At 60.4% G+C, this 13,404-nt stretch carries 14 protein-coding genes; 3 read left to right on the forward strand and 11 right to left on the reverse strand.

Features of this window, described 5'->3' with window-relative positions:
• Window positions 1-16: 16 nt before the first annotated feature.
• Together I3253_RS14125 and I3253_RS14130 are read left to right on the forward strand one after the other, a co-directional pair.
• On the forward strand, window positions 17-1,255 hold the full coding sequence (locus I3253_RS14125) for a thiolase family protein (RefSeq protein ID WP_152467122.1): 1,239 nt from the start codon (window positions 17-19) through the stop codon (window positions 1,253-1,255).
• Window positions 1,256-1,271: 16 nt separating this feature from the next.
• Window positions 1,272-2,438 (forward strand): acyl-CoA dehydrogenase family protein, encoded by a 1,167-nt coding sequence (locus tag I3253_RS14130; protein WP_136340189.1) that lies wholly within the window; start codon window positions 1,272-1,274, stop codon window positions 2,436-2,438.
• A gap of 42 nt (window positions 2,439-2,480) precedes the next feature.
• Here the strand turns inward: I3253_RS14130 and I3253_RS14135 are convergent, their stop codons facing one another.
• On the reverse strand, window positions 2,481-3,107 hold the full coding sequence (locus tag I3253_RS14135; protein ID WP_197918530.1) for an SDR family NAD(P)-dependent oxidoreductase: 627 nt from the start codon (window positions 3,105-3,107) through the stop codon (window positions 2,481-2,483).
• Between I3253_RS14135 and I3253_RS14140 the strand changes: the two genes are divergently transcribed.
• Window positions 3,058-4,035, forward strand: coding sequence for an FAD-binding oxidoreductase (locus I3253_RS14140; RefSeq protein WP_168733229.1), 978 nt, complete (start codon window positions 3,058-3,060; stop codon window positions 4,033-4,035). The genes I3253_RS14135 and I3253_RS14140 overlap by 50 nt on opposite strands.
• Before the next feature lie 225 nt (window positions 4,036-4,260).
• On the opposite strand, the gene I3253_RS14145 is transcribed toward I3253_RS14140, so the two are convergent.
• From I3253_RS14145 to I3253_RS14190, 10 genes are all read right to left on the reverse strand, one after another.
• Complete coding sequence (locus I3253_RS14145) at window positions 4,261-5,457, reverse strand: phenylacetate--CoA ligase family protein (RefSeq protein WP_232237126.1); 1,197 nt, start codon at window positions 5,455-5,457, stop codon at window positions 4,261-4,263.
• A gap of 27 nt (window positions 5,458-5,484) precedes the next feature.
• Window positions 5,485-6,294 (reverse strand): enoyl-CoA hydratase/isomerase family protein, encoded by an 810-nt coding sequence (locus tag I3253_RS14150; protein WP_028095226.1) that lies wholly within the window; start codon window positions 6,292-6,294, stop codon window positions 5,485-5,487.
• 28 nt (window positions 6,295-6,322) lie between these two features.
• The gene (locus I3253_RS14155) at window positions 6,323-7,474 is read right to left on the reverse strand and encodes an acyl-CoA dehydrogenase family protein (protein WP_152467119.1); all 1,152 of its coding nucleotides are present in this window, start codon (window positions 7,472-7,474) and stop codon (window positions 6,323-6,325) included.
• Window positions 7,471-8,595, reverse strand: a complete 1,125-nt coding sequence (locus I3253_RS14160) for an acyl-CoA dehydrogenase family protein (protein WP_136340185.1) — start codon at window positions 8,593-8,595, stop codon at window positions 7,471-7,473. The genes I3253_RS14155 and I3253_RS14160 overlap by 4 nt, the downstream gene beginning before the upstream one ends.
• Window positions 8,582-9,031 carry a MaoC family dehydratase gene (locus I3253_RS14165; RefSeq protein WP_136340184.1) on the reverse strand — a complete coding sequence of 150 codons (450 nt, stop codon included), beginning with the start codon at window positions 9,029-9,031 and terminating at the stop codon, window positions 8,582-8,584. The genes I3253_RS14160 and I3253_RS14165 overlap by 14 nt, the downstream gene beginning before the upstream one ends.
• Window positions 9,028-9,747 carry a transglutaminase-like domain-containing protein gene (locus I3253_RS14170; protein ID WP_152467118.1) on the reverse strand — a complete coding sequence of 240 codons (720 nt, stop codon included), beginning with the start codon at window positions 9,745-9,747 and terminating at the stop codon, window positions 9,028-9,030. Before I3253_RS14170 ends, I3253_RS14165 begins: the two co-directional genes overlap by 4 nt.
• A gap of 63 nt (window positions 9,748-9,810) precedes the next feature.
• Window positions 9,811-10,947 (reverse strand): CaiB/BaiF CoA transferase family protein, encoded by a 1,137-nt coding sequence (locus I3253_RS14175; RefSeq protein WP_197918532.1) that lies wholly within the window; start codon window positions 10,945-10,947, stop codon window positions 9,811-9,813.
• 10 nt (window positions 10,948-10,957) lie between these two features.
• Window positions 10,958-11,815: a MaoC/PaaZ C-terminal domain-containing protein gene (locus I3253_RS14180; protein ID WP_027264317.1), complete on the reverse strand. Its 858-nt coding sequence runs from the start codon at window positions 11,813-11,815 to the stop codon at window positions 10,958-10,960.
• A gap of 23 nt (window positions 11,816-11,838) precedes the next feature.
• Entirely contained in the window at window positions 11,839-12,990 is a 1,152-nt protein-coding gene (locus tag I3253_RS14185; RefSeq protein ID WP_027264316.1) for a thiolase, read from the reverse strand.
• A 3-nt stretch (window positions 12,991-12,993) separates the two neighbouring features.
• On the reverse strand, window positions 12,994-13,371 hold the full coding sequence (locus I3253_RS14190) for a Zn-ribbon domain-containing OB-fold protein (RefSeq protein ID WP_027264315.1): 378 nt from the start codon (window positions 13,369-13,371) through the stop codon (window positions 12,994-12,996).
• Between the last annotated feature and the right edge of the window lie 33 nt (window positions 13,372-13,404).

Consider the following 13,404-nt stretch of genomic DNA (forward strand, 5'->3'; position numbering starts at 1 on the left):
GTCAGGAGGACAAACGATGCAGGACATTTACATCGTTGGCGTCGGGATGACGCCGTTCGGAAAGTTCCGGGACAAAACCATCAAGGACATGACCGGCGAGGCCGTCGCCGCCGCGCTTTCCGATGCCCGAGTGACGGCAGATCGTATCGACGGCGCATTCTTCTCGAACGCGGTGCAGGGCCACATGGAGGGCCAGCACATGATCCGCGGCGAAATCGCGCTGCGTGAAATGGGCATTCAGGGCATTCCGGTGGTGAATGTCGAAAACGCCTGCGCCAGCGCCTCGACCGGGTTCAAACTGGCAGTCGATTTCCTCAAGGCCGGCAATGGCGACTGCTGTCTCGCCGTGGGCGCCGAAAAGATGTATTCTGACGACCGTGCGTTGATGTTTTCGGCCTTCGACAGCGGCTGGGACGTCAGCAACAGCGAAGAGGTCGCGCAACGGCTGGCCGATCTGGGTGCAGGGGTCGAGGAACCCGAAGGATCGAAATCGCCCAAGCCCTACAGCGTGTTCATGGATGTCTACGCAGGCTTCGCCCGGCTGCACATGAAGACCTTTGGCACAACTCAGGAACAGTTCGCCGCCGTCGCCGCCAAGAACCATGCGCATTCCGTGCATAATCCACTGGCGCAATACCGAGAAGCCATGAGCGTCGATCAGGTATTGGCCGCGCCGCCGATCACCTATCCGCTGACCCTGCCGATGTGCGCCCCGATCTCGGACGGGGCCGCTGCGGCCGTTTTATGCACCGGCGAGGGGATAAAACGTCTGGGCCTAGATCCCGCGCGCGCGATCAAGGTCAAGGCCGCGATCCTGCGCTCGGGCACCGATCGTCCGCCGGAAGATTACAAGAACCACCTGACCCGGCTTGCCGCGCTTGAGGCCTATGAACAGGCCGGGATCGGCCCCGAGGATATATCGGTGGCCGAAGTGCATGACGCCACGGCCGTGGGCGAAGTGATCCAGATCGAGAACCTCGGATTTGTCGAATTCGGCGAGGGCGGTCCCGCCAGTCTGCGCGGCGAGACAAAGATCGGCGGACGCATTCCGGTGAACCCCTCGGGCGGGTTGGAATCCAAGGGCCACCCGGTCGGTGCCACAGGGATAGGGCAGGTTTTCGAACTGGTCACGCAACTGCGCGGCGAAGCTGGCGCGCGCCAGGTCGAAGGGGCAAAGAATGCCATCGCCGAAAACGGCGGGGGGTTGCACGGGGTAGAAGAAGCGGCCGCCTGCGTCATCATTCTGGGCCGTTGAAACAAGGAGACGAACCATGGAAAACGTGATCGCCGCCGCTCAGGCAATCTATACAGATGAGCAACGCATGTTGCTGGAAAACTTCCGCAAGATGGCCGAGGCAGAGTTCGCGCCGCTGGCCGAGAAATACGAGAACCTCGGCCACCCCCCCGATGCGAAAACCCTGAAGTCCCTGTTCGCCAAGGTCGAGGAATTCGGGCTGATCAGCGGCCTGATCCCCGAAGAGGAAGGCGGTGCCGGAATCGACCGCATGACCTATGGCATCCTATACGAGGAACTGGCCCGGATATGGGCCGATCTGGCAATCGCGGTGCTGATTCAGGGTCATGCCGTGTTCGCGGTCAACCTCTTGGGAAATGTGGCGCAGAAAGAGGCCTATCTGAAGCCGCTCCTGCGCAGCGAACGGATCTGTGCCACCTGTATTTCCGAACCAGAGGTCGGTTCGAACGTACGCGAGGTCAAGACACGTGCGGACCGAGAGGGCGATAAGATTTTCGTCACTGGCCAGAAGCTCTGGATTTCCAATGGGGCCCAGTCGGATTTCGCCATCGTTGTCTGCAATCTGGACGACGGTATTTCCATGGTCATCGTCGACCGCGACACCGGCAACTATGAGAGCCGCGAATTGCGCAAGATGGGACTTGTCGGTGCATCGACCTGTGAATTGTTTTTCGACCGGGCGGAAACCACCGCCGAGCATGTTCTGGGTAATGCAGGCGGCGGCCTGTTCCAGACGTTGAAACTGTTTGAGAGCGCGCGTGTGTTTGTTGGCCTGACCAGCATCGGCATTGGTCAGGCGGCATTGGAATGTGCGGTCAAATATGCCCAGGAACGCGAGCAGCATGGCAAGCCGATTGGCGGGCACCAGTTGATTCAAGGCTACCTGGCCGACATGGCCACGCACCTGGATGCCGCGCGCCTGTTGTGCCAGCGCGGGCTGCAACTTCTGGACCTGGGCGTGCGCTGTGACACCCAGACCTCGATGGCGAAATGGTATGCAACCGAAATGGCCGTCGAAATCGCCGGCAAAGCGGTGCAGATCCACGGCGGCAACGGCATCACCAAAGAGTTCGACGTTGAACGGCACTTCCGCAATGCAAAGGTCATGCCGATTCCCGATGGCACCACCGAAATCCAAAAACTGGTCATCGGGCGCAACCTGACCGGGCTTAACGCGTTCTGAAATCGTGACTCTAAGAATTGCGGCCGGGGATTCCCGGTCGCCTTATCGTAGGCCCCCGGTCCGGGGGGGGGCGGCCAACGGATCATGCCCCAACCGGCGCTGCGGGACGCGTTTGATCAATGCCTGTCCCGCGTCAGTGGCAAAAAACTCACGGTTCAGGTCGGTTTCGATATAACCGGGGCAGATGGCATTCACCCGGATGCCATGCCGCGCCCATTCAAGCGCCAGAGACCGGGTCAGTTGAATCAGCCCTTCCTTGGACGCGGCATAGGCGGACACATGGCTGGCCACCCGTGTGCCCAGAAACGAGGCGACATTGACGATACAGCCCCCGCGTCCGGCATCAATCATCGCTTTGGCGGCGATACGTGCGACATGAAATGCGCCCTTGAGATTTGTGTCTATGATCGCGTCGATTTCGGCCGGCCCGTGTTCCAATGCGGGAAGAGATGCCGTCGTTCCGGCATTGTTGATGACAGTGTCAAAGACCCGTCCCTTCAGCGCGGCTTCCACCGACTTCGGGTCCGCCACGTCCATCTCTATCACATCGGCCTGCCCCCCTTCCGCCGCTATCTTTGCGGAAAGCTCAGACAAGCGGGCGACGCGGCGGGCGGCCAATGTGACGTCGACATCCTGCCCCGCCAGCAGTTCGGCGAAATGCTCGCCCAATCCCGAAGATCTGGCGGACGACTATCAATTCATCCCGGGCCAGTACGTCACGCTGCGCCGTGCCGATGATATCGATGGTGTGCGGCGATGCTATTCGGTCAGCTCCGGCCGAGACGATGGCGAGTTGCGCGTTCTGGTCAAGCTGCTGGAAGGCGGAGCGTTTTCCTCTTTCGTTCATAGCGAACTGCCACCGGGCACCGAACTTGATGTCATGACGCCCGAAGGCACATTCGGATCAAAGATACGACAAGGCGGACCACGCACCTATCTCGCCCTGGCCCCGGGCAGTGGAACTACTCCAATCATTTCGATCATCCGCTCGGTGCTTGCCACCGAGGCCGGGGCCAACTTCATCCTTTTTTACGGCAGTCGAACGCTAAGTTCCATCATCTTCCGCGACGAATTGAACGATCTCAAGGATACCTATCCCGGACGGTTCTCTCTTTTTCATACACTGACGCGCGAAGGCACCGATTCCCCACTATTCTCGGGCCGGCTTGATGCGGAAAAGCTGCGCAAGTTCTCCGGTGCCCTGTTCGCTCCGGCAGAAATAGAAGATGCTTTTCTTTGCGGCCCCGCCGAGATGATTCAGGAACTCAAGACCGCGCTCCGCGACCTAGGCGTTGAAGAGAACCGTTTTCATGACGAGCTGTTCGCTCCCGCCGATGCTGACAATACCGCCACCGTCACGCTTGCGCCGCTTACGGCGGAAGCCGCCACTGGAGAAGGAGTTCAGGTCACGGCGATCCATGATGGCACCGCCCGCAGCTTTGTGATGACACCTGATCAGGAAAGCGTGGTCTCCGCCGCCGCAGCAGGTATCGAACTACCCTATTGCTGCAAGGGCGCAATGTGTTCCACCTGCCGCGCCAAAGTTATCGAAGGCGAGGCAGAGATGACGCTGAACTATGCTTTGGAGCCTTGGTAGTTGAAGGAGAACTTTGTCCTGACCTGCCAGGCCCGTCCGAAAACCAAAAAACTGACAGTCGATTTCGACCACGTTTGACCTGTGCCGCTTTCCGCGACACCCCACGGGCGCGCGGGGCCGGGATCCCCAAGACCTTCGCCAAGTTGAAAGTCTTGGGTCCACGAAAACCCGCGTGCCAGTGTCGGCTAAAAGGTCGGATTCAGGCAAAGCGCACAGAACCCGATCTCAGCGGTCTTTTTGGTTGACGATCAGTTCTGCATTTTCGGGTAGTTCCGAAACAATGTTCACCTCGTCAGCACGAATTCGTGCATGCAGTTTGAAGGTATCAGCGGCGGCTGCTTCTGCGGCGGAAGCGTCGGCACCGTCTTCCAGCACAAGCGAGAGGCGGATCATGTCGCGATCGTTCTCGCGCGTTACCACGGCCTGCGCGGCCTTTGCGCCCGGCGTGCCGATGACAACTTCTTCAACCACGCGCGGATAAACGAAAATCTCGCGCACTTTGACCGCTGCCCCGACCCGTCCCTGCAATGCTGAAATCCGGCTGACGGTGCCATCCGCGTTGCTTTCCAGGGCAAAGGCGCTGTCGCCGGTGCCGAACCGGATCATCGGCCAGGTGGCATCGCGCGCGGTCACGACAACCTCGCCAGGTTCGCCATGAGCGACCTGTTCGCCGCTGACCGGATCGCAGATCTGCACCACGCGGTCGGGATGAACCAGGTAGCCTTCGCCGCCATCCTCATAGGCGACAAGGCCCAGATCGGCGGTGGCATAGGCGGCCCAGGTGGACACGCCGTATTCGGCCTCGATCCGGCGGCGCTTGGCCATCCAGTCGCCCATCTCACCGCCGAGGAAGGCTGTCTTCACCTTCCATGCGTCGCGGCCATAGGTTTCGATCACCTTGTCCGCCAGCGTCAGGAAAAACGCGGTCGAAGCGCAGATCGAAGTCACGCCGGTTTCGGCGATGATCTGTGCCTGAAGCTCCGTATTGCCGACGCCTCCGGGGATCACCGTGGCGCCTGCGGCCTGTGCCGCTTCGTCGAACAAAAGCCCCGCGGGCACCAGATGATACATCCAGGTGTTCAGGATGATATCCCCCGGCCCCACGCCTGCCGCCTTGAACAGCCGGTCAAGGCCGTGGCCGCCACCGTCCGAAAGGGCCGGTTCGAAAATCGGGCCGGGGGACACGTAGATCCGCCCGACATCCTTCAGATCCGAGGCCAGGAACCCGCCAAAGGGCGGGTTCTCGCGCTGGATCTTCAGAAGCTCTTCTTTTTTCATCACTGGAAGACGCGAGAGGTCCGCCACCGATGTGACAGCTGCCGGATCGAATCCGGCAGCCGTAAATCGCGATTTCAGGCCAGGAGCTTTTTCGGCCGCAGCGGCATAGGCTTGAGCTATATCTTTGTAGATATCATCAGACATTTCCATGCCTCCTCGTCCAATCGGGCGTTAAAGCGGGCAGTCCTTACGGAAGTTCGGCGCGCGCTTCTCGCGGTGCGACAACACACCTTCCTTGACGTCCTCGCTCATGAAGCCAAGCATCTCCAGCGCGGTCGACGCATCAAAGATCGGCCCGGCCTGGCGCAGCCAGTTGTTCAGCGAATACTTGGTCCAGCGAATCGCGCTTTGCGAGCCGTTGGCCAGTTCGACGGCTGTATCCAGCGCGATCTGCTGCAGCTCGTCATCCTCGACGCACATTGATACCAGACCGATACGCTCGGCCTCTTCGCCCGACACCGGCTTGCAGGTCATCAGATAGTATTTCGCCTTGGCCATCGAGGTCAGCAGCGGCCAGATAATCGCCGCGACGTCACCGGCGGCAACACCAAGGCGGGGATGACCATCGACAATCTTGGCCTTCTTTCCGGCGATCGAGATGTCGGCCAGGATGGCAACCACAAGGCCTGCGCCGGCCGCAGGGCCATTGATCGCGGAAATGATCGGCTTGTTGCAGTTGATGATGTTATAGACGAGATCCTTGGCTTCTTTCCACGTCTTCATGATCTCGTGCGAATTGCCAATCATGTTTTCGATCAGGCTGAAATCACCCCCGGCGGAAAATGCCTTGCCCGCACCGGTCACGATGACCGAATTGATGTCTGGGTCACGGTCGATATCGATCCACATGTCCGTCATCTGAGTGTGGGTTTCGGCATCGACCGAGTTGAATGTCTCGGGCCGGTCGAACGTGATGCGCAGGACGCGATCCGCCGGGTAGTCAAATTTCAGTTTATCGTATTTTGCATAACGATCCGACATGGTTCTATTTCCTCCGTGGGGTATTGAGTCAGCCAGGCAGTCCCAGGACGGCCTTGGACAGGATGTTTCTTTGGATTTCGTTCGATCCACCGTAGATCGTGGTAGGTCTGGCCTTGTAGAAACTCGCCAGAACATCGACACTTACGTTGCCGACCTGAAGCGGCCCGATGGAGCCGCCATCGGGACCGGCTGCTTCGATCATCAGCTCGGTGATGCGCTGGAAGCATTCAGTCACCCAAATCTTCAGCATGGACACATCCGCACCGAGCGTCTCGCCACGTTTGAGCTGATCTGCAAAACGGGCATAAAGCGCGGCATGATCTTCCACATCCAGTGCCGCCTGGGCAAAGCGGTCACGGAACACCGGATCGTCAAACGCGCCACGGCCACGGGCAAAGCTTTCAAGCTGTCCCAGAGCGTTCTGGGCCAGACTTGGCGAACCGATGAAAATGCGTTCGAAGCTCAAGAGAGCCTTGGCCATCGTCCAACCCTTGTTCAGCTCGCCCACGAGGTTCTCGCGGGGCGTCCGTGCATTGTCAAAGAAGACCTCGCAAAACTCGGTCTCGCCCGACAGGGTCGTGATGGTGCGCACCTCGACTCCGGGTTGATCCATCGGAGCGAGCAGGAAACTGATGCCCTGCTGTTTCTTCGGCGCATCGGGATCGGAGCGCACCAGCATGAAAATATGCGTGGCGTCATGCGCCATCGTGGTCCAGATCTTCTGTCCGTTGATGACAAAGTCGTCGCCGTCAATCTCTGCGCGTGTGCGCAGGTTCGCCAGATCGGACCCGGCGCCGGGTTCCGAATAGCCCTGACACCAGATATCTTCGCAACTCAGGATACGCGGCAGCCAGTAATCTTTTTGTTCCTGGGTGCCGAATTTGATGATCAGCGGCCCGACCATCTGCACGCCCATGTCGCGGCCGCGATTGACGCCCCAGCGCTGCTGCTCTTCGTAAAAGATCAGCAACTTGGCGGCGTTCAGCCCCATACCGCCGAATTCAGCGGGCCAGGCTGGCGCGACCCAGCCCTTGGCGTGAAGCTTGCGGTGCCAATGTTCGATCTCGGCGAACTTCGGTCGGTGCGGCAGGTGACGCAGCTCCTCGGGATATTCCGCCTCGAAGAACTGGCGCACTTCTTTGCGGAACTCTGCATCGGTCATAGCGTTCCAGTCGGTCATTGTGCTGCCCCCTCTGCTTCGCGTGCCTCGAACCATATCCGCCTGTGATAGGCATCGTCGCCCAACCAGGCCGACAGCACCAGCGCCCGGTTCAGGTAGAGCCCGATATCGAACTCATCCGTGTACCCGACGGCCCCGTGCAGCTGGATGGCGTCGCGGGTGATTTTCTTGGCGGCCGTGACGGCGCGCGCTTTGGCGCGGCTGGCAATCGGGGCCCGAACCTTCGGATCGGTTTCGCTGTCCATCTGCGCAAGCGCCTCCCGCACTCCGGCCTGCGCGACCTCGCACATCACGTTGAGGTCGACGGCACGGTGCTGGATGACCTGGAATGATCCGATCGGCTTGTCGAACTGCTCCCGCGTCTTGATGTAGTCGAGCGTGATCTCGAAGGCGCGCTCGCTCAGGCCGACAAGCTCGGCCGCGGCAAGCGCCGTTGCATCGGCGACAGCCTCGGCCAGTGCAGTGAGAACCGCACCGCTGCTGGCCAATTCCGCGGCCGGAGTTCCCGAAAACGAAAGCTCGCCCAGAGAGCTGCCATCCGCCTGCGTCCGCTTGTCGATGACAAGCCCCTGCGCGTCTGCCTCAGCCAGAACCAGAACCGGACCATCATCCTGTTCGGCCACGACAAGGAACCCGTGCGAACCGATCGCACCGACGACCCAGGCCTTGCTACCGGTCAGCTTTCCGTCCGCGTATCGGCAGGTCGCATCGGCAGGCGCCCCGTCGGGGCCGCGTTCCTGCCAGGCAACCGCCAATGAAATTTCGCCGCCGATGAGCTGTGCCATCTTCGGATGATCCGGACAAAGGCGGCGCAGAAGGCCGAGGCTCAGACCGATCGTCGACACGACCGGTTCCGGGGCAATCACACGGCCGACTTCCTCGGCGATGACACCCCCGGCGGCTAGGCCCATGCCAAGCCCGCCCTGATCTTCGGGCACCGCCACGCCGAAAACACCGGCCTCGGCCAGTTCCCGGACCATCTCCGGATCGAAACCGCCCCCGGCATCACGGAGTTGTCGGGCTCTGTCACTTCCGCCCGCCCGTTCAAACAACGTGCGCACGCTCTCGCGCAACAGGCGAAGGTCTTCTTGTTCGCTGGAAAGGATATCAGTTTGTGTCATTTTGTTTTCGCTGGATCATCACGGGGGTGTCGGTCGAAAAAACGACCTCGCCCTCGGGGTTTCTGGCGCTGAGCGTATAGTGCAAAACACCTCTGTCGGGCTTGCTTTTTGACGGTGTGACCGAGTTGACCGTCAGTTCGACATCAAGGGGTTCGTTCGGGTGCACAGGCCGCAGCCAGCGCAAATTGTCAAAGCCCATGCCGCCGATATTGGCAACATCGACCATCATCTCGGTCATGACCGGCTTGAACACCTCAAGCATGGTCTGAAAGCCCGAGGCGATCAGGCTGCCATGTATGGCGGTTGCATAGTCTTCATCGGTGTGCAGCCGCTGCGGATCCCATTCCTTGGCAAAGGCCTTTATTGAATCCGCGCTCATCGGAGCGCTGCGAAAGCGATAGACTTGGCCCGGCGAGAAGTCTTCCAGATACCTCAAGAGGCACCCTCCTTTGCGAAACCGTCATCGTATCCGCTCGCATCCTTGGATATTCGGATGCGGTTGAATTCTTCCAGCTTCGGATAGGTTTGCTTGAACGCCACCAGGAACTCACCCATCGGCGCGTCGAAATAGAGACCACGGTCGTTCACATATTCCATGTGCCGGTGATTCTGTTCGTCGAACTCATGAAAGAGCGCGTCGTGATAGCCGTCGAAGACCAGGGGTTTGACCCCGAATCTTTCACACAGTTCCATGTTGAATGCAGGTGTCACCTTGTAGGCCTCATTCCCCAACCACAGCTGAACATAGCCGTGGTAGATAAAGAGATCGGTCCCCATCAACTCCTGCAACTTGGGTGTATTCAGGTGGTTGCGCACATCCGCGAACCCCAGAGCGGCAGGGATACCCACAGCACGCAAACAAGCCGCCAGAAGAATTGCCTTGGGAACGCAAAACGCCGCTTCCGCCCCAGCGATACGGCTGGCACGGTAAGAGTCCTCATCCAGCGCAAAACAATAGGGATCATAGCGAATATCGTCGCGCACCGCTTCGAACAGGCGGATCGCCTTATCTCGATTGGTTGCGCCCACAGGAAGATCACGCAAAGCCGATGTCACGAAACCCTGCACTTCCAAGCTATCGCTTTCCACAAAGCGCGATGGCATGACATAACGCTCAGCTTCAGTCGGCAGGTCATCGTCAGACTTGTCCATTGGACCCTCCTTTTTTCTAACAATTGTTAGATTACCGATTCAAAACCTGCCCGTCAACGGGATTTACTCTGTCTTTGGTTGGTCCAAGCCATAACGCGTATTGTCTTCGCCCAGAGTGGCTGCAACTCCGACCGAATTTCCGGAAGAACGGAACTCCGGGGCAATTGGCAGCGGCAAAGCGGGCGCGTCCCGGCCGGAGATTTTTACGGTCCGCCCGAACACGTCACGCGCTTTGAAATGCGGGCCACGCGCCGCCTCGGCGGGCGTCTTCACGACCGAACAGCAGCAATCTGCCGCAGCCAGCAAAGGCTCCCAATGGGTCGAGGGGTGTTCCCTCAGACGACGTGCAACCTCTGCGGCACAGGCATTTGGATCGGACCAGTCATCGCGAAGGGCCACCGGCAAACCAATGACATCGCAGAACGACTGCCAGAACTTTTCTTCCAACGCGCCGACGGCGATCTGACGCCCGTCCGCAGCCGTATAAAGCCGATACCGGGCCAGGCCACCCGTCAGACGGCTGCCACCGCTTTCGATGTTCTGCCCGGCAATCACACCTTCGGCATGGGCCCAATAGGCAAAGGCGAACGCCCCCTCGGCCATTGCGATATCCAGATGCGTCCCCTGCCCGCTTGCCTGCCGCGCAATCAGGGCCAGCAGGATATTCATCACCGCAGGATAGGTTCCGCCTCCGATATCGGCGACCAGCCCGAACGGGGCTGTTGGCTGGTCATCCGGTCCGCGACTGAGCGACAGGATACCCGCATCACCGACGTAGTTGAGATCGTGGCCGGCGGCGCTGGCCTTTGGTCCGGTCTGGCCATAGCCGGTGATCGAACAATAGATGAGACCGGGATTGATCTTTCGCACCGCTTCATAACCAAGCCCCAGCCGGTCCATCACGCCGGGACGAAACTGCTCTACCAGAACATCGGCCTTCTCGATCAAGGGGCGCAGACGTTCCACTGCGCCCCTTGACTTGAGGTCGATGGCCACCGATCGCTTGCCGTGGTTCAACACAGCAAATCCGATGCTCTCTCCGTCGATCTTTGGCTCCGTGTGGCGCGCGTCCTCGCCGGCTCCGGGCCGTTCGAACTTGATCACTTCGGCGCCAGCCTCGGACAGCATGAGCGTCGCCATCGGACCGGGAAGAAGTGTGCTGAAATCCAGCACCAGGATATCCTTGAGCGGTTGAGCCATCTTCACTGCCTCAGGCAAAGCGCGCCGCGCCGTTGTTCAGAACAACCACGTCGCGTGCAGGAATAGACGCTCGAAACCGGGCCTCGCCGTCCTCTTCCCAGATTTCGAACCGCACGGTTTCGCCGGGATAGACCGGAGCCGAGAACCGAACATCCAGACCGACAAGCCGGGCAGAATCATAGTCCAGCAACGTCTTGAGAATCGCCCGGGCGGCCAGACCATAGGTCGCCAAACCGTGCAGGATCGGGCGGTCGAACCCGACCGACCGCGCGACATCGGGGTCGGCATGCAGCGGGTTCATGTCGCCGCTGAGCCGGTAGATCAGCGCCTGGCGCGGAAGCGTCTCGATATCACATATGTGATCGGGCACCCGGTCCGGCAGCACCGCCGGCGTCGGGCCGGGCCTGTTCTCGCCGCCGAATCCGCCGTCGCCCCGGGCGAAGGCCGACATCGCGACGCGTGCCAGCTTGTCGCCGCTGTCCGCGTCGATGATCTCGCGGCTTTGATAGATCACAGCGCCCTTGCCCTCGCCCTTGTCCGAGATGAAGTCGATCTGGCTGCGGCCGACAATCCGGCCATGTGTCGGCAGCGGCTTGTAGATGTCGAGCCACTGTTCTCCGTGCAGCACTTTTTGCCAGTTTACGCCGGTCTTGGGATCGCGCAGCCAGAAGCCGGGATACCCCAAAATGACCGCCATCGAGGGAACCGCCTTCAGACCGTCCTCATAGACAAAGGCCAGTTCTTTCTTGTCTGTCGGATCTTCGCCGAACCCCAGCCCGAGTGCGTAAAGGATGGTATCCCGCTCGGTCAGAGTCTGCTTGATCTCTTCGAAATCCCAATTCGAAAGTGCTTCGAAATCCAGTGGCATGATCTTTCCTCCCTTAGTTGCCGTCAGAGCGTGTTTTGCGATCCAAGTATGGCCGTGACCTGACTGGACAGCACACCGCCGTTGCCATGCGCCAGCGCCAGATCAATATCCTTCAACTGAATGCCCGGCGCGTCGCCACGGATCTGACGAGCAGCCTCGATCACTGTGAAGATACCGTACATCCCGGGGTGCACACAGGACAGGCCTCCGCCATTCGTGTTCACCGGCAAGGCCCCGCCAGGCGCGATGCGCCCGCCCTGGACAAAGGCCCCGCCATCGCCCTTGGCGCAGAACCCCAGATCTTCAAGAAACAGGATGGTATTGATGGTGAAGGCATCATAGAGCTCGACCGCCTGGATATCCGCAGGGGTCACGCCGGCCGTCGCAAAGGCGCGCGCGCCCGAGTCGCGGGCTGCGGTCACGGTGAAATCCTTCATCTGCGAAATCTGCCGGTGCGAGCTTGCCGCAGCACTGCCCAGCACATAGACAGGCGCCTTCGGGAAATCCCGGGCGCGGTCCGCGCGGACCATTACGATCGCGCCGCCGCCGTCGGTGACAAGACAACAGTCGCGCACGGTCAATGGATCGCCCACCATGCGCGCACCCAACACGTCCTCGCGGGTCAGCGGGCCGCGCTCGAACGCTTCGGGGTTGTGCTGCGCCCAGGCCCGCGCAGCAACGGCCACGTCGGCCAGCTGTTCGCGGGTGGTGCCATATTCATGCATGTGCCGCGCCGCCGCCATCGCATAGGCCGAGATCGGATAGCGCGGATTATACGGCGCCTCGTAGGCCGGCGGACGTGAAGCGGTCACGAGTCTGCCCGACGCGGTGCGCTGGTTGGAGCCATAAACAATCAGCGCGACATCACACAGACCGGCGTCCAGCGCCATGGTCGCGGACGTCAGGTAGTTTACGAAAGACGAACCGCCCGACATCGTGCCATCAATGAAACGGGGCTGGATGCCCAGATACTCCGCCGCCATAAGCGCCGGCATGCTGTCTTCCATCATGGTGCAAAACAGCCCGTCGACGTCGGACAGTTTCAGCCCGGCATCGCCAAGCGCCGCAAGCGCAGATTGCGCCATGACATCATAGGCCGTCAGGCCATGGGCTTCTCCGAAACCGGCATGACCGGTACCTACGATGGCGGATTTCCCCCGAAGTTCAGTGGTCATGGCTTATCCCTCCGACGGCTTGAAAAGCACGGCCGGAACACCCTCGGCCTCGCCCACGAAGGCGGTTACCGGCATGTCGATGGCGACCTCACCCGGAGCAATGCCCTCGACCCGGCTCATCATCCGGACACCCTCATCCAGCTCGACGACGCATACGTTGTAATCGCCGCCCCGTTCGGGCTTTCGGCGCACAACTGTTGTGGTGTGGACCCGTCCCTTGCCGCTAGCCTTCTTCCAAGAAATCGCGCTGCCATGACAATGGGGACACAGGACTCTCGGGAAAAAGTGATATCCCCCGCAGTCGTCGCACTTGGGCAGCAGGATCTCTCCCTCTGCCAGCGCGCGTTGGAAAAACTGGTCTGGTCGTTTGGCGTCCTGCACCGGCGTTCTCCTTCAAGCGATCCAGTCTTTGTC

The organism is Thiosulfatihalobacter marinus (assembly GCF_016019955.1).
In the GTDB taxonomy this organism is placed as follows: Bacteria; Pseudomonadota; Alphaproteobacteria; order Rhodobacterales; family Rhodobacteraceae; genus Shimia; species Shimia marinus_A.